General features: G+C 71.5%; 11 protein-coding genes. 10 read left to right on the forward strand and 1 reads right to left on the reverse strand.

Annotated elements, in window-relative coordinates:
- The first annotated feature begins 199 nt into the window (after nt 1-199).
- Entirely contained in the window at nt 200-1,972 is a 1,773-nt protein-coding gene (locus OG413_RS45100; protein WP_266815856.1) for a hypothetical protein, read from the forward strand.
- Between the two features lie 543 nt (nt 1,973-2,515).
- On the opposite strand, the gene OG413_RS45105 is transcribed toward OG413_RS45100, so the two are convergent.
- Nucleotides 2,516-3,826, reverse strand: coding sequence for an XRE family transcriptional regulator (locus OG413_RS45105; RefSeq protein ID WP_266815857.1), 1,311 nt, complete (start codon nt 3,824-3,826; stop codon nt 2,516-2,518).
- Between the two features lie 180 nt (nt 3,827-4,006).
- Between OG413_RS45105 and OG413_RS45110 the strand changes: the two genes are divergently transcribed.
- The 9 genes from OG413_RS45110 (at nt 4,007) to OG413_RS45150 (ending at nt 16,860) form a co-directional block, all read left to right on the forward strand.
- Nucleotides 4,007-5,122 (forward strand): hypothetical protein, encoded by a 1,116-nt coding sequence (locus OG413_RS45110; RefSeq protein ID WP_266815858.1) that lies wholly within the window; start codon nt 4,007-4,009, stop codon nt 5,120-5,122.
- Between the two features lie 197 nt (nt 5,123-5,319).
- Nucleotides 5,320-6,012 carry a hypothetical protein gene (locus tag OG413_RS45115; protein ID WP_266815859.1) on the forward strand — a complete coding sequence of 231 codons (693 nt, stop codon included), beginning with the start codon at nt 5,320-5,322 and terminating at the stop codon, nt 6,010-6,012.
- Entirely contained in the window at nt 6,012-6,905 is an 894-nt protein-coding gene (locus tag OG413_RS45120) for a hypothetical protein (RefSeq protein ID WP_266815860.1), read from the forward strand. The genes OG413_RS45115 and OG413_RS45120 overlap by 1 nt, the downstream gene beginning before the upstream one ends.
- Entirely contained in the window at nt 6,902-7,711 is an 810-nt protein-coding gene (locus OG413_RS45125; protein WP_266815861.1) for an AP endonuclease, read from the forward strand. Before OG413_RS45120 ends, OG413_RS45125 begins: the two co-directional genes overlap by 4 nt.
- A gap of 41 nt (nt 7,712-7,752) precedes the next feature.
- Nucleotides 7,753-8,796 (forward strand): phosphotransferase enzyme family protein, encoded by a 1,044-nt coding sequence (locus OG413_RS45130; protein ID WP_266815862.1) that lies wholly within the window; start codon nt 7,753-7,755, stop codon nt 8,794-8,796.
- Nucleotides 8,797-8,836: 40 nt separating this feature from the next.
- Nucleotides 8,837-11,560: a Gfo/Idh/MocA family oxidoreductase gene (locus OG413_RS45135; protein ID WP_266815863.1), complete on the forward strand. Its 2,724-nt coding sequence runs from the start codon at nt 8,837-8,839 to the stop codon at nt 11,558-11,560.
- 52 nt (nt 11,561-11,612) lie between these two features.
- The gene (locus OG413_RS45140) at nt 11,613-12,800 is read left to right on the forward strand and encodes a hypothetical protein (RefSeq protein ID WP_266815864.1); all 1,188 of its coding nucleotides are present in this window, start codon (nt 11,613-11,615) and stop codon (nt 12,798-12,800) included.
- Nucleotides 12,801-13,036: 236 nt separating this feature from the next.
- Nucleotides 13,037-15,856, forward strand: coding sequence for a DEAD/DEAH box helicase (locus tag OG413_RS45145; RefSeq protein WP_323138047.1), 2,820 nt, complete (start codon nt 13,037-13,039; stop codon nt 15,854-15,856).
- A 5-nt stretch (nt 15,857-15,861) separates the two neighbouring features.
- Nucleotides 15,862-16,860: a hypothetical protein gene (locus OG413_RS45150; protein ID WP_266815865.1), complete on the forward strand. Its 999-nt coding sequence runs from the start codon at nt 15,862-15,864 to the stop codon at nt 16,858-16,860.
- Nucleotide 16,861: the final 1 nt, after the last annotated feature.

Genomic DNA, 16,861 nt, shown 5'->3' on the forward strand with positions numbered 1-16,861 from the left:
TCCACTCTGCGCGAGATCGCTGAACCACTTCGGTTGTGTCAGGGCCATGGCTGATGCCCTCTCCCCTTTGGATACCCGTGATCGCGCATGCCCGTCCGGGCCCTGTCTTCGCGCCGATAGGGTCGGATCGGCAGAAGCTGAACGGCAGGCTGGATCGCTCCGGCGTCTCGTACGGCAGGGGATGTAGAGAAGGGGTTCAGTGGAGGATCTGAGGGGTCTCCTCGCGGAGATGGCGGCCCGGTACGCCCGGGAGGACGGGGACAGCGGCCCCGGTTTGATGGCGCTCGGCGGTATCGGGCGGCAGGAGGGCGAGCGGGTTGTGGACCTGGATGCTCCGCTGCTGGGCCATGCCACACGCGAGATCCGCGACCTGCTCAAGCGCGGCGACTCCTTCGGGCTGCACGTTCGGGACGCCCAGCGTGCCGTGCATCTGGACCGGGAAGGGTGCCTGGCGCTGCTGGCCGCCCTCGTCGGCGCCGGGTACCTGATCGCGCCCGAGGACCTCGACCAGCCCCAGCACTGCTACAGCTGCCGCACCGACGACTGCGAGTACCACGAATACCGGACCTGGACGCTGACCCCCGCGGGGCGGAGCCTGGCCCATGCCTCCGGCCGTAAGCCGTCCACCCGCAAGAACGCCGACGCGCTGGTTGCCAAGGTGATCAAGGCCGCCCGGGCGGTCAACACTGATCCCGATGCGACGTTGTGGTGGGTCAAGGAGATCCGCGCGGTGGGCGCCTACGCCGATCCCGGCCAGGAGTCGCTGCTGCACGTCGATCTCGCCGTGGATCTCCGGCCGCGCCTGGACGACCCGCTCGAGCAGCGCAAGGCCGAACAGCGCCTGCGTGATGCCGCCCGCGACCGCGGGGAGCGGCAGCGGGTGTGGGACATGGTCGGGTACGGCCACTGGCGTACCCGGCTCGCGCTCGCCGGGCGCAGCAAGGTCGTCCGGCTATTCGGATCAGCCCGAGGAGTCGGGGGGAGGCTGCTGTTCGAGGAGGAGCGGGAGCTGACCATCTCCGCGAAGGCGACCGTGCCCTACCAACGGCCGGCGGACGTGCCGCTGACGAACTGCTCATGGTGCGGGCGGCAGGGTGAGGCGTCGCGCGTTGCCCAGCGCGGTGCCCCGCTGGCCTCGTCCCCCGTCGGCCTGTGCGAGCAGTGCCTGTCGCTGGGCTGGGCCGATGATCTCCAGTACCAGGGCTCGGCCGAGGTATGGCCGTGGGGCGCGGTCCGCAGGCTGCGCACGGTGCTGGCCGAGGAGCCGCTTCACTCATCCGGGTGCGCGCTGTGCGGCCGCGAGGACGCGGCGGAGCAGCCGTGGTGGCCGGGCGATCACCGCGATGGGTCCGGCAGGGGCGAGCCGGTCGTGCTCCGGTTGTGTGACGTGTGCCCGGGGCTTCTGGAACTGGTCGACGCCCCCGGCCGGGACGGTATGTGGTGTGCCCGGCACGCGCACGCGTGCATGGTCGGCATGCGCGCCCTGCTGTGGCGCCGGGCCGGCGTCGCGGAGGTGCCCCCAAGCGTGCGGAAGGCCCGTAAGCGGCCGCGGCTGACCGCGCTGCACCGGGACGTACTGGCCCGGGTGAACGAGCACGGGGCGCTGTCAGCCGTGGACCTGGCCCGCGCACCGATCAGCCAGATCCACCAGGACTCCCGTTGGTGGATGGTGCGGCTGGCCCACCTGTTCGACCACCGTCTCATCGTCGAAGTGCGCGACGGCGGTGAGGAGGCACGGGGGCTCGTACGGGCCACCAGCGACCTTGAGCGGGACTTGGAGGACCGGCTTGATGCGCTGCACCGGCCGGGGCCGGTCTGGGACGGACAGCGGGTGCTCGAGCCCGCGTCGCCCGCGGGCTGGGCCGAACTGCGCGACGAGGCCGATCAGGAGGCGGCCCGGCTGGACCGGGAGGCGCTGCGGCGGCGTGTGGATCATCCGGTGCCGGAAGCTCCCCACGGCCGGTGGGGGTAACCGGCGGCACCTGGTCCGGGCGTTCGCCGCGCTCGATCAGGTGCCGCTCGATGCCCGCCTCTACGCAGGAGACCCCTCAGGTAGTAACCGGTGGTCCGGGGGCGACCCAGCGTCGTGGTGTTCGTGGTGGAAGTGGAAGTCAGTAGGCCGTGGGGATGTCGAAGGTGCGAACTCCCGGCCAGATTTGTCGGTCACCTCGACGGTTCGCGCGCCGGGTCCGTACGAGCGCACGACGCCCTGGCTGACATCTCTGCACGATGACCAGCTGCGCCCAGCGGGCGGCTGCCGCTTTGCCGCCGAGCTTCGTGTCACGAGAGCCGCGTGGTAGATCAGGACATCACCCGACCGGATCCACCCGGCTTTGAGAAGTCCGATCGGTGAGCGAGGGCGCTCTGGCCATGGCCGAGGTCGCGGCCGCCGAACTCGGGCTATCACAGGCCGTCCTGATACAGCAGCCTCTGTGCCGGTGCTGTGGCCGTGCCAGTACGCGAGGGGGTTCTCATGCGCTGATTCACGGACAGGGTGAAGGAAGGAGGGCAGCTCTCAGGTTGTGGAGGCGACTTCGTGCAACAGGCGGTCGACGCCGTGCTCCGAGCTGAGTGGGTCGAAGCTGGCGGACAGGTCGCGAATCTGTTGGACGCAGCGGGAGGCGCCGATCTGTTGGGCCAGGCCGAGGGACTGGCGAGCCATCTGTGCGGCTTGGGCGACGTGTCCCTGAGCGAGCAGGCTTTCTGCTTCGTAGCCGAGGAACACTGCCTTGGTCTTGTCTCGTGCCGGGGGCAGCAGCCTGAGTCCTTGGCTGATCTGGTCGTGGGCGCGGGCCGGCTGTCCCAGATCGATCAGGCATCTGCCCGTGTCCACTGCCAAGTCGGCGTGGCTCATCCAGGTACACCATCGGGGTGCAGTGTCGGTGGTCGAGTCCAGGAGTTTTTCGGCTTGGGCGAGGTCGCGGTAGCAGGCTCGGGGTTCGTGGAGCATGGCGTGTGCTCGGGCTTTGCGCAGGAGCAGCAGGGACCGGGCGGTCGGGTTGGTGGTGCGGGAGAGGGCGTGTTCGAGGCTGTCGGCGGCGGCGCGGGGATGGCCGAGCCACATGCTCTGGTAGGCGATGTCGGAGAGGGCTCCGGCGCCCATGTCTCTGTCTCTGGCTTGGTGGGCGGCGTGGACGGCGGCGTGCCAGTACCGGTTGGCTGCGGCGTGGTGTTCGTGGTCGAAGCGGTGCCAGGCGAGGGTTTGGCTGAGGGAGGCGGCAAGAGAGTGCAGCCGCATTCCGACGGTATGGCCGTAGCTGCCCTGTTCGAGGAGTTCGACGACGGTTGTCAGGTGTCCGTCGAGGAGCGGCCCGGTGTGCTGGCGGTGCGCGGTCGGCAGGCTGGTCAGGTTGCGCGCGGAGCTCTCCAGCCAGTCGACGAGGGCGGGATCCACCGGGCGTCCGCTGGTGGAACTGGCGGCCAGTGCCGGGTCGATCGTGGCCCATTCGAGTGCCAGGGTGCCCAGTGCGGCCGGTGTGTAGGTCAGGAAGGTGCGGCGGTCGACGGCCATCTGCGCGGCCTTTCTCAGGACGGTGACGGTCAGCCCCGCTCCGAGGGGTGCGGGGGTCTCGTGGCCGGGCAACCAGTGCGGCCAGCCCAACGCGGTCACCTGGTCGTACGGGACGTCGAAGATGTCGGAAAGAAGCAGTTGCGAGAACTCGTCCGGCATGACGCTTTTCTCCCATAGGGAGACGCGTTGGCGGCTGGTGCCGGCCCGGCGGTCGCGGCGTCGGGCCGCCTCTTTCACGCGCCGGGCGAGTTCGGCTTGTGACCAGCCGTGCAGCCACCGTGCGTAGGCCAGAGGATGCCGGATGGGTTCGTCCACCAGTTCATGGAAGCACCCCGGACCATCTCGCCGAGGCGTAATCATCGGGTGGGATGACAGGGGGATGACACCCGAACACTGTTGCGAATCGGCTCTGTTGCTCTGTAATCGACTCCGCGGGCCGACCGCGCCCGCAGTGACCGTCCGCGCGAACTTGTTCAGGCTGGAGGGACAAGTCCCATGACTCTTGGCATCACCCCTGGTGACCGCACCGCGGAGAAGCCGGTGAACGGCCACGGCGTTGCTCAGTTGAACGGTGTTCGGTTGCGTATCGAGACGCCGACGCCGGACGTGCTCGGATCCGTGCTGGGCATGCTGGTCCCTGCTTGCTCCGTTGCTCCCCCGGACGCAGTGACGCAGTGGACGCTCAAGGTCGAGGAGCGCAGCCCGGAGGTCGAGGATCGTGGCGGCCTGTTCGACGGCCGGCTGGTCCTGGAATTGCCGTACGGAGGGCGCCGCCTGGCGGTCGTGGGCGTCGATGACGGGGTACTGCGGGTGGCGGCGTGCTACCGGCCGGGGGCGACACCGGTGTTGATGGAGGTGGACTCGCGCCAGCAGGTGACGCGGCTCGTGGTGGCCTCGGGGGACGTGGTCGGCCTGCGGTGGGCGGACTATCTGGGGCGGGTGTTCTTCGCGTCCCGGCTGCTGGCATCGGGCTGGCGGATGCTGCACGCCTCGGCGGTCGCCGTCGACGGCGTCGCGCTGGTGTTCCTGGCGGGGCGCCACGGGGGGAAGTCCACGCTCGCCCACCGGGCGGTGCGGGAGCTGGGTGCGCGGTTCCTGGCCGACGACCTGGTGCTGATCGGCCCGGACCGCACGGTGGTGGGGTGGCCGACCCGCGTCGCGGTTCCCGCCGAGCTCGTCGGCGATATCGACGGCTGGAGGCGTGAGCGCACCGTTGTGTCCGGCGTGAGGCGCGACCGGTTCCTTTTCACGCCGGCGCAGCACCGTGCTGCGCTCGGGATTGCGTACTCGCCTCCTGTTCCGCTCGACGCGGTCGTGATCGTGGACGGGGACGCGGCCGCCGGGGAGGGCGTCCGGGCGGACGCGGGGATGCTTCATCGGGCGGTGGTCCGCGCTGCTCATGTCCCGCAGCAGCTGCTGTATGTGAGCGATCCGCTGGGTCTGATGGGTGGGGCGCGGCTGGCGGATCAGGTTGCCGGGGCCGGGCAGTTGGAGGGGCTGATGTCCGGGGTTCCGGCGGCGGTTTTGCGGGTGGCGGTGGAGCAGCTGCGGTCGGCGCCGGTGTGGCGTGCTCTTCAGGACGTCATCCCGGGGACAGGGCGTGGCCGGTGAGTGGGCTGGGGCGGGGTGCGTACGAGGTGGTGAGCGCCGGGCGGAGTCTGTGGGTGGAGGCGGATGCGGCGCTGGGCTCCCGGTGGGATGAGATAGTCCCGCACCTGCCCGGTGTCTTGCCCGGCGGAGTTCGGCCAGGGGTCGTCCCGGCTACGGCACTTCTGCCGGGCGGTGTGTCGGTGGGGGATGCTCGGCGGTTGCTGAACGCCCATCTGCATCTGCTGCATTTGGCCTGCGGCACGCTGTGTCTGCACGCGGTGGCCTTGCGGTTTCCGGCCGACGGCCGGGTCGTGGTGCTGCTCGGCGGACATGGTGCGGGCAAATCGCTCGTCGCGCTGGCGCTGGTGCGCCGGGGCTGGCGGGTACTTGCCGGTGACGTGGCGCTGGTGGACCTTTCCGAGCCTGACCAGCGGCCCCGTGTGCTGGGTGGCACGGCCGGGTTCCTCGCCCGGCGCGGACCGACGCTGCGCTGGTTCCCCGACCTCGCGCTGCCGCCGCCGGGCGGGGACCGGGTGGATCTGGGCCACCTTCCCGGACTGCGGGAGTCTGCGCCGGTGGAGGCCGGCCCGGTGGCGGTGGCTGTCCTGGTGGACGTGGACGGCGACCCGGTGGCCGGCGCGGGAGCGGTCGAAGTGCTGGACGCGCACACGGCCGCGACGGTGTGGTGGCGGGCGAGCGGCCATCTGCTGGAACGGTTACTCGACGACAGTCCGGTGGTGCTACGCCAGTTCGAGGACGGCCCGGCCGCCGCCCACCGTCAGGACCGGGTGCGGGCGCTGGCCCGCGCCCTGCCGTTGCACGCGGCATGGGGAGCCCCCGACGCGATCGCAGGCCGGGTCGAGGACCTGGCCAACTCCAGCACACCAGCTCAGCCGATGGAGGTCCGTTGATGTCCGAGGAGAAGCCCGCAGCGCGCCGGTACACCGGAGCGCGGATCCGCGTCGGGCAGCGGCGGGCGCGCCTGGCTGCGGCGGCGGTGCCGGGGCCGGGCATGGTGGCGGGCCAGTTCAGCGTGCTCAGCCCCGGCACCGAGCGGCGGCATCTGGCGGGGGCGGACCGCGAGGCCGGATACATGACGCTCGGCCGGGCCGACGAAGCGGCGGGCTGGGTACTGGCCCCGGTGCCGCATGGCGCCGCCTTCGAGCCGGCCTGCCCCGGGGCGGTGACCACGCCGCCCGGGATGGATCCTGGGATGGTGGCGCTGGCCCGGTTCCAGCAGATGGCCTGCCTGGGCCTGGACCGGGTGCCCACCGACAACCTGAGCGACGTGGTGGTCGTCGGGTCAGGACCGGTCGCGCTCGGCTGCGTGCTGGAGCTGTCCCGCCGCGGCGCCACCAGCATCCGGGTGGTGACCGCGCGTCGGCACGCCGCGATCCGCCGGGCTCCGGGCGTCATCTGTGTACCGTCGGAGGGCGCCGGGCGGGGACGGTTGGTCATCGACGCAGCCGGCGTCCCGGCGAGCGCGGCCACGTTGACCGCGCCCGGCGGCATTCTCGGCCTGCTCGGCACTCCCGCCGACGGCGACGCACTCGGTGCGCTCCAGGTGCACCGGGCCGGCTGGAGCGTGGTGGGCATGCACGAGTTGGCGCCCGCCGCCGAGGACGCGTACCAGGCCGCGTTCACCACAGCCTGCCGCTGGCTCACCGGGCATCTCGATCCGGCCCTGGCCACGTTCTGGTGCCGGACGGTGCCTGGCGACAAGGCGCCGGAACTGTTCGCCCTGCTCGACGCCCCGGGCCGCCCGGCCGAACCGGTCCTGCTGTTGGACTGGAGGACCGCGTGAGCGGCGTGAGTGCGGCTGGCGTCGGGCTCTACAGCATCGGCGTGCGGGGCATGGATGTGCCGGAGCTGCTGGAATGGGCTGGAGCGCAGGGCGTTCCGTTCGTACATCTGCGGGGCGGACCGCGCGGTTTCGACCTGGCCCGGCAGTCACCGGAGGTGCTCGCGCACTGGCGTCGGTGCGGGGATGCGTTCGTGCCGGTCACCGGGGTGACAGCCGACCTGGACCTAGCCGACCTGTTCGCCTTGTCCGCCCCCGAGCGGGGCCGGGCCCGGGCCGAGCAGGAGCTCCTGGCGGTCGCGGCCGCCGCGATCGGCGCCGGTTGGGTACGGCTGCTGGGCCGCACCGTGCCCCGGGGGCCGCTGCTGGCGGCCATGCTCACCGGCGAACTGCCGGTCTCCCGGCTACCGCTGCTGGTGGAGCTCCACCACCCCGGCTGGCTCGCACCCTCCGCGCTGGACGCCCTGGAGACGTTGTTGGAACGCTGGCCCCGGATACGGGTGCTTGCCGACACATCCCAGCTCGCCGCCGCCCTGCCGTCAGCAGTCGGTGAGGGGGACGAGGCGCTGGAGCGGGTGCTCGATCTCTCCCGGGTGCTGCACCTGTCCGACGACGGAAGCGGCCTGGACGCGGCGGCCCGCGCACTGGTGGCGAGACGGGCCCGGGACCGGGTCGGTAGCGGTCAGGGCATCGAGGTCGCCGTCGAGTGGACCGGTCAACCCCGCACCGCCCAGGCGTGCTTGGACCGACACCGGGAGGCCTGCCGGTGGTGGGCGCAGCGTTCCGGGGCTCCCCCGCGAAGGCCATAGGGTGTCCATCCGATCACTACACGTCACAAGGAGGGGTTGTCGTGGACCCGAAAGCGCAGCCTGATCTCACCGCGGTGCTCGCCAGCGCCTACGGCCTGCACGGCGCCGTGCTGGAGCGGCTGCCGGTCGGTCAGGTGACCGTCAACTACCGCGCCCACGTGGGTAACGGTGACCAGGTGCTGTTCGTGAAGCACTACCAGGGCAGCGAATCGGACCTGGGCGCCGAACAGGCCGCGGTCGATCAGACGCAGCTGGCCGGCATTCACCAGGTTCCGGTCGCCTCGGTGCGCCCTTCGGTCAACGGCGACACCGTCGTGCGGCAGGACGGCATCGCCGTCTCGGTGTGGGAATGGGTGCCTGGAACGGTGGTCGAAGACGGTCTCAATCCCGCCCAGCAGCGGGCAGCCGGAACCACGCTGGGCCGTATCCACACCGCGTTCGCCGACCACCCGGCCGGGTCCGGCCCGTCGGCGAAGCTGGAGAAGTGGCTGCGCCCGGACATCGACAAGCTGGAAGCCACCGCGGTCAAGCTGCTGGGCATCGCTGGGGAGCGAGCCCAGCGTGACGCGTTCGACGAGCAGGCGCTGCGGACCTTGGCCGAGCGGCGCGCGGTGCTGCACCGTATCCCCGAGCTCCTGGAAGGTCTTCCGCCGCTGACGACGCAGGTTCTGCACGGCGACTACTCGGCGGTCAACCTGCTGTTCCAGGGCGACGAGCTGACCGCCGTGCTGGACTTCCTGCCCCCCGACCCGTTCCTGGTCGCCTACGAGCTGGGCCGGATCGCGTTCGACCCGCGCACGGTCGTCCTCGACGAGGACTGGATCGCGGCGGGCGTGAACCTGGTCGGCGCCTACCTGGAGACCAACCCGCTCGTGCCGGCCGCCGACGTCACCGCCTGCGCCCGGGTGGCGCTGCTGCAGCTGATGACCAGTTTGTACGGGGTCAAGCAGCACTACCTCAAGCCCGGCCTCCTCCAGGAGGACCTGGATCAGTTCTGGCTCCTGCGGCACGCCGCGGCTCAGCGACTGCTGGCGGGCCTCGGCGAGGTCGAGAGCGCCCTTGCACGGGCAGCACATCACCGCTGACGGTCCGCCTCCGGGCGGTCCACGAATGAAGGAGTAACCGATGTCCACGACGGCCATAGCCGCCGACCAGTGGGTGGTCCTGCGCGGACCGATCAGCGCCGAGACGATCATCACGGCCGCCACCGCGCTCGCGGAGCGCCGCCAGCTGCAGTGCGCGCTCGACGAGGGAGCCGGAACGCTCCGGCTCACCGACCCGGTGACCTCACACGTACTGGTCACGGTGCGGTGGAAAAGCCTGCCACCGCAGGCGCCGCGCACGCTGGGCTTCCAGACTCCGCCGTTGGCCGCCGTGGACATCCTGATCGACCCCGCGCCCGGCTCCGGCGGGAGCCAGCTCGCTGCCGAGCTCCACGACGCTCTGTCCGCGCGCGCCCTGCCCTACACCGGGAGCGAACTGGACGGCATCCGGGCCGCCATGCCGCTGCTGGAGCGCTACAGCACCGAGCAGCCGGCGTTCGGCAACTGGGCGCTGCTCTTCCGCGACCACTACCTGGAGCACAGCACCGGATTCGTCCTGGCGATGGAGCGGGCCGGGATCCCCCCTGAGTGGATCTTCGCCCTGGACAAGGGCGACAAGACGTGGAACCGGGACCGGGTCCACGCCACATTCACCGCGCGCGGGTATCGCAGTGACGTCCTGGACAACACGGCCGTCAACGACCCGGACGCGCACCAGGGCGAACTCGCCCGCGTCGGCGCGGATATCGACGCGTTCCTGGACGCCGCGCACGCGGCCGGTCGGCGGGTACTGGTCGTCGACGACGGCGGCCTGCTGGCCCGCGGCTACGGCGCCGCCGGCGCGCCCCGCACGGTGGACGCCGCGCTGGAGCTGACCGTCAGCGGCATCAAGCGGATCGCCGCCGCCGGCCAGCTGGCGATCCCCGTGCTGAACATGGCCCGCTCCCAGGTCAAGTCCCGCCTGGGCTACCGGGAGATCGCCGACTCCTGCCTGCGACGGCTGCGCGCCCTGCTCCCGGACCGCAAGATCATCGGCCGTCAGGTACTGCTGCTGGGCTACGGCACCCTCGGCTCCCGCCTGGCCGCCCAGTTACGAGATCTGGGCTGCCGCGTCGACATCGTCGACACCGACCTCCCGGCGCTCATCGACGCCGCCGAGCACGGCTTCACCACCTACCGCACCGCCGCCCAGGCCCTCGCCGCCACCAGGCCCTTCCTCATCATCGGCACCACCGGCGAGGTCGCGCTGACCGACACCGACCTGAGCGTCCTTCCCGACGGCGTGCTCCTCGCCCCCTTCGCCACCCGCGACTTCAGCGCCCTGACCGAGAACGCCGTACACCGCGCGGGAGCCGTCGAGCTCCCCGGAGTGGGCATGCGCTTCGGTCTGCCCGGCGAGAAGTCGCTCACCCTGCTGGGCAACGGCCGCTCGATGAACCTCTTCGAAGCCGACTCCATCCCCAGCCAGGGCTACGACGCCTACCGCGCCGCCACCCTCATCGTCGCCACCGCCCTGTGCGCCGACCCCGGACGCATCCCCGCCGGACTGCACACCGCCCCGGCCGACACCGCCATCACGGACGCCGGCCTGTGGGAGGCGTACTACGACCTGTACGCCGCACCGGGCTCCGGCGCCGGCCAGGTGTCCGCCTTCCCCGCCCCGCGCCCTACTGCCCGTGGCCGTCTGGCGCGGGCCGCGATCGTGGGATACGGCGTCGCCGGGCGCCTGCACACCGAGATCCTCACCGCCCTGGGCGCCACCCCGGCCGTCATCGACCCCAAGCACCAGGACCTGCCCGCGTCCCTGCGGACCTTCCCCCACCAGGTCAGCGAACTGCCCCCGGCGGTGGCCGCGGGCATCGACCTGTGGTCGGTCTGCTGCCCCACCGCCGAGCACCTGGACGTGCTCCGCGCGATCCTCCGGCACAACCCGGCCGCCCGCGTCCTGATGGAGAAGCCGGCCTGCCGCGGGCACGAGATCGACGCCTTCAGCCGCCTGCTCGCCGACCACCCCGCCGCGCGGATGATCGTCAACGACCAGTACCGGCACTCCACCACGCTGCCAGCGTTCACCGGCCTCATCGCCGCGCTGGAACCCGGCGCGCCCATCGACAGGGTCTCGGTGCTCTTCACCAAGGACCGGCGCCCCGACAGCGCTTCGGGGCGCTTCATCGACCGCGACTACGGCGTGCTGGGCTACGAATGGCTGCACATGCTCGCTGTCACCCGCGGCATCCTGCCCGCCCCGGCGTGGGAGCACTACCTGGCCTTGGACCCGGCCACCACTACGACCGAGCCGGAATACGACCCGGCGCTGTTCGTCGCCGCCCTGACCGAGCGCGCCGACCTCCCCCGTCCCGGCGCCCCGGGCGTGCTGCGGCTGGAGCTGACCTCCTCGATCCTCGGCCCGGGGCAGGCCGACGACGCCGCACCCGCACCCCGGCCCCCGTGGCGCCAGGGACTTCGCGCGGCCGACGACCGCTACCGGCACGTCACCGTCCACGCCGGACGAACCCGCTTCACCCTGCATCTCGAACCCGTAACCGCACCCGGCGGCTGGCAACTCGAGCGCAACCACCACCGGCTCACCGCAGTACGCGACGGCGCCGTCGTGCACGACGAAGTCCTGACGGACTCTCCGCTTCAGACCTCCGTACACCACGCGGCCGCGGCCCTGTTCGCCGACGCCGCCCCGCCCGCCCCCGACCTCGAACCGCTGCGCCGCATCGCGCGGCTCGCCGACGTCCTGCGTGAGCGGGCACCGGACGAGCTCACCGCCCCGGATGTCTCCCGGACCAGCGCATAGCCGCACACAGCCCCGCCCCGGCCGCCTGCCGGGCCGACCGGAAGGCCTCGCCGTGAAGCACGCCCTCTCCCTGACCGCTGGCCTGCAAATCGTCACCATCCGCTCCAACACCCCGCGGGTCACGGACTGGGCGGCCAGGTACTTCGGCCGGTACTGGGATGCCTCGCCGACCACGGGCAGCTCCACCGCCCCCGGGCCGGTGGTCACCGTCCAGGAAGGTAACCACCGCGCTCCCCTCGCCACCCTTCATCCGCAGCACGCCGTCTTCGCCCGCGAACCCATCGGCTACACCCGCCACCCAGACAGGACCGTGAGCGCGCATACCCTGTCCGACCCGGCTCTCGCCTTCCACTACGCCCCCGCCGAGCAGCACCTGCGGATCAGCGGCCGACGGGTCTTACAAACGGCCGCTTCGCCGGGCCGGCCGACGCGGCTGGCGACCGCCGCCACCCGCTTCGCCCGCGAGATGATGCGCGCCCGGCTCATCGCCGACGGATGGGTCCTGCTCCACGCCTCCGCCGCGGTCTTCCCCGGCGGGCACGCCATGCTCACCCTGGGCGACTCCGGAGCGGGCAAGACCACGACCGCTCTCACCCTGGCCTCCGCCGGCGGCGCGCTACTGGCAAACGACTGCTGCTTCGCCCGTCCCAACACCGACGGCACGCTCAGTCTCCTGCCGTGGCCAGCCGCAGCCGCCATCGGCCTCGGGCTCCTCCACGCACTCACCTTCACCAGCTCTGCCCACTCCCACCTTCAGGCCGGCGAACCGCCTCATCCCACCCAGGACCAGCGCGTCACCGATGCCCTCACCACCGGGCGTACCGGTGCGCTGATGTCCTCGTCCGGCCGGGAACTGAAGGCACACATCTGGCCCGAACAGCTCACCCGCTGGTTCGGCCTGTCTCTGGCAACCACCGGCACTGCGGCCGGGGTTCTCCTCCCGCGCGTCACCCCGGCCCCCGGGGCCCCTGGACACGCGAACAAGGAGCGCCTTCTTGAGGTCACCAGCAGCGTCTTTGTGACCTCGGACGAAGAGCGCTATCCCGATCTCTTCGGGTTCACCGAAGGAAGCAACGCCGGGACGCCCAGGGCCCGCGCCGAGGTTCTCGAGCACCTCAACCGGCTGCCGCGGCAAGCGATCGACCTGAGCCACGACCAGGCGGCCAACACCCGGCTACTCAGCGCCCTCACCGCCTCGCTCATCCCGGCCGTCAGCCCGTCGCTGCTGCTGAAGTCGTGAAACCCGACAGCCGGCGGCCGGTGTGCCAGGGGTACTGCACCTGGGCGATCACAACTCGGAAGCCCGCATGCGTTCGATCAAGGTTCGTCGCCCGACATCAAGTCCCGATCCGGCCACGTAGCCTGCTCGCAGATCATTCACTCGATTGGGTGTATTCGCCGTAGGGGCGCTGGGATGGTGGTGGGCGCTGCCAGGCTGGCAAGAGCACTGGCGGCGCAACATGGGAGAGAGGGCAGTTGGGTCGGTACACACTCACGGACTACCCGGCGATCTTCGTGCCGGGGGATCCGCCGCGGACCGGCCGTTTCAGGTTCTGGCGTCCGGCCGCAACGATGGGCCCGGCCGACCAGCTCAGCGTGCCGCCCGAGGCGCGCCTGGGTGAGAGCACCACCATGATCGTGCGCTGGTCCGGCGGCAAGGCCAAGACCGGGAACGTCCCGTACTACACCCTCGGGCTGGAAGACGCCTGGCCGCTGCTGGTGCACTGCCGCACCCATGGCCTCGGTCACGAGGCCTGCCAGTTCTGGGGAGCCGCAGCCCTGCTGGCGCTGCAGTTGGTCGCCGACGGCCGCCTGGAGCCGACGCTGACCGCGCGCGGGTACGACGCGTGGAAGAGCACCGGCCCCGGTCTGCGGCAGGAGCAGTTCGACGCGCTGCTCGCGGCCATGCCGCCCGAGGCGCACGCGCACGCGACCTCGCACTCTTCTCTGGGTTCCGGTCCGTCGATGAGCGACCCTGGCCATCTTCTGTCCGCGTATGTCGACGCGATGGCCGACTTCCTGCCGCGCTCCCCCGGTGCCGCGGTGGCCACCGGCCAGGCCGCGTTCGCCGACCGTGCCGCCCAGCACGTGCCGCACCTGCTCTTGGCCAGCCCCCGCATGGCCAGCCAGCCCGCTCCGAGTGTGCGGCTGTCGTTGCGCCTGGAGCTGGACGCTGACGACACCGAGACCGGGGTCCGCGCGGTCGTCCAGGTCCACGACATCCTCGGCGGGCACCGGGTCGCGGACGCCGGGCCGCTGTGGCGTGCTGTGCCCGCGCCCGGGACACCGGATGCCTCCCGGCAGATGGAATCCCTGGTCGTCCTGCGCCGTGCCGCCCGGGCCTGGCCGCCGCTCGCCCGCCTGCTTGAGGACCCGCGCCGTCCCGGGGCGCTGGACCTGGACGAGAGTGAGATCGACGAGCTGCTCGGCGATGCGGTCGCGCGCCTGGCCAGGGTGGACTGCGCCGTCCACTGGCCCCGCGACCTGGTCCGCGCCTTGACCGGGCGCATCGTCATCGCCCCGCGCCCGGCGTCCATCGCCCCCACCAGCCTGCTGGGGGCGGAGCAGCTGCTGGATTTCCAGTGGCGGGCGACCGTGGACGACGAGGAACTGACAGAAGCGGAGATGGATCGGCTTGCGGAGGCGCACCGGCCGTTCGTGCGGCTGCGGGACCGCTGGGTGCGGGTCGATGCGGCTCTGCTGCGCCGTGTCCGCGACCGCCACCTCGGGCAGGTCACCGCTGGTGAGGCCCTGGTGTGCGCGCTGACCGGCAGCGCGCAGATCGGCGAGGAGCGTGTCGAGGTCCATCCCGCCGGCTGGCTGGCCGACCTGCGCACCGCCCTGGCCCGCGCCGCGCACACCGACGTGGCGGTTCCGGCCGCGCTGAAGGCGGAGCTGCGCCACTACCAGCGCCGGGGGCTCTCCTGGCTCCACCACCTCGCCGGCGGCCCGGTGGGCGGAGGGATCCTGGCCGATGACATGGGCCTGGGTAAGACGGTCACGCTGATCGCCCTGCACCTGCTGAACCAGGAGACTGCGGCCACCGCCGGGCCGACGCTGGTGGTCTGCCCGGCCACCATGCTCGGCGCCTGGGAGCGGGAGATCGCGCGCTTCGCCCCCACCGTGCCCGTCCGCCGCTTCCACGGCCCGGCCCGCAGCCTCGACCTCCTGCCTGCGGACGCGGTCGTCTTGACCACCTACGCCACCTTGCGCCGCTCCACCGACCGCCTCACCGGGGCCGCGTGGTCGCTCGTGGCCGCGGATGAGGCCCAGGCGGTCAAGAACGCCCTGTCGGGCACCGCCGGAGCGCTGCGCAAGGTCCCCAGCCGCAGTCGGGTCGCGCTGACCGGCACCCCCATGGAGAACTCCCTGGCGGACCTGTGGGCGCTGCTGGACTGGGCGACCAGCGGCCTGCTCGGCACGTGGCCCGCGTTCCGGGAGCGGTTCGCACGCCCGATCGAGGCGGGCCGCGACGCGGCGGCGGCCGCGCGGCTCGCCGCGCTGATCTCCCCGCTGGTGCTGCGCCGCAAGAAGACCGACCCTGGCATCGCCCCCGAGCTGCCGCCCAAGACGGACACGGACGCGTTCGTGCCGCTCAGCCGGGAGCAGGCATCCCTGTATGAGGCGGTCACCCGCGAGGCGCTGCAGCAGATCCGGGCGGCCGACGGCATCAACCGACGCGGCCTGGTCCTGAAGCTGCTCACCTCGTTGCGGCAGATCTGCAACCACCCGGCCCAGTACCTCAAGGAAGCCGACCCGATCGTCGCAGGGCGCTCCGGGAAGATCGACCTCCTGGACACGCTCCTGGATCAGCTTCTCGCCGAGGGCCAGGCGGGGCTGGTGTTCAGCCAGTACACCCAGATGCTCGACTTGCTGGCCTCACATCTGAACCAGCGCGGCATCTCACACCAGGTCCTGACCGGAAAGACCTCAACCGCGCAGCGCGATCAGCTCGTTCAGCGGTTCCAGGACGGCGGTTTCCCCGTCTTCCTGCTCTCGCTGCGTGCCGCCGGCAGCGGCCTGACCCTGACCCGCGCCGAGCATGTTTTCCAGGTCGACCAGTGGTGGAACCCGGCCGTAATGGACCAGGCCGCCGACCGCGCCTACCGCATCGGACAGACACGGCCGGTCCAGATCCACCGCTTCATCGCTGAGGGCACCGTGGAGGAGAAGGTCCTCCAACTCCTGGCCACCAAACGCGAGACCGCCGACATGGTCCTGGGCGCCGAACAGCTGGGCCTGACCGAACTGGGTGACGACCAGCTCGCCGAGCTGGTCGGGCTCCGGAGGAACTGACGCTGATGGCCTTCTTCCACACCTACAACGAGCTCTACGGCACCGTCTACGTGCACCATCCGACCACTGCCACCGACGACGATGAACGGAGTGTCGGCCCTGTCCGCGAGGCCTGGTACGGGGAACTGATGCAGCAGCGCCGCGACGAGCAGCGCATGAACGCCGGGGCGCCGTACGTCGAGAAGATCACCGGCCTGACGGTGTGGCCCGGCCGCCTCGGCGGCCACTTGTATATCGAGGACGCGAAGTCCCTCTATGTCCGCGCCGATCCCAACTATCCCTCTCCGATCGAGGTGTTCTGGCCGCGGCTCTCGGACGAGCAGTGGCTCCAGCTCGCCGCCACCGCCCGCCCTCATGCCCATCAGCTCGCCACTGAATCCAGCCGCGACGCGATGCTCCGCATCCTGGACCTCGCTCACAGCCTCGACGTGTACCTGCTTCCCACGCTGAACGAAATCAGCAACTCCGACTGCCCCTGCCGTAGCCGCAAGAGCGTCTGCGAACACATCGCCGCCCTCATCGAGTGCTACGCCCGGAGCCTGGAACACGAGCCCCTGACCCTGCTCCTGTTGGGCGGGTGCGCCCCCACCGTGTTCTTCGCCCTCGTGGACGATCCCGAACATCCCAGCACACAGCCCTACTACCGGCCCGAGAGGCTCTCGGCGCCCACCATCGACGCCCGGAACCTCTACTACCGGCGGCAGTGGCACACCGCCCCTCCCCTACCGCCCCTGCCCACACCGCCGACCGAGCCGGCGGCGGCCGAGCCGCGGACCGAACTCGGCGATCCCGCCCACCAGCTCCTGGCCCGCGCTGCCGCCGACCGCGCGGCCGACCTGCTGAGCCAGGCATTGCGGCGCCGCCGGAACCCGCTCGTCGACCCCGTCAGGCGGCTGACGCCCGAACAGGACGCAGCCAGGCTCTCGGCCTACCAGAGCCCCGGCTCTTCGCAGTCGTCGGGGGTAGCGGTCGGCATCCACCATGGTGCTTGCGGTGGCAAGTGAC

It is taken from the genome of Streptomyces sp. NBC_01433 (genome assembly GCF_026340105.1).
Classification (GTDB): Bacteria; Actinomycetota; Actinomycetes; order Streptomycetales; family Streptomycetaceae; genus Streptomyces.

Excerpts from the sequence above, each read along its gene's own strand:
- OG413_RS45135 (WP_266815863.1), top strand. The coding sequence starts at position 8,837 with ATGTCCACGACGGCCATAGCCGCCGACCAGTGGGTGGTCCTGCGCGGA.
- OG413_RS45120 (WP_266815860.1), top strand. The coding sequence starts at position 6,012 with ATGTCCGAGGAGAAGCCCGCAGCGCGCCGGTACACCGGAGCGCGGATC.
- OG413_RS45150 (WP_266815865.1), top strand. The coding sequence starts at position 15,862 with ATGGCCTTCTTCCACACCTACAACGAGCTCTACGGCACCGTCTACGTG.
- OG413_RS45110 (WP_266815858.1), top strand. The coding sequence starts at position 4,007 with ATGACTCTTGGCATCACCCCTGGTGACCGCACCGCGGAGAAGCCGGTG.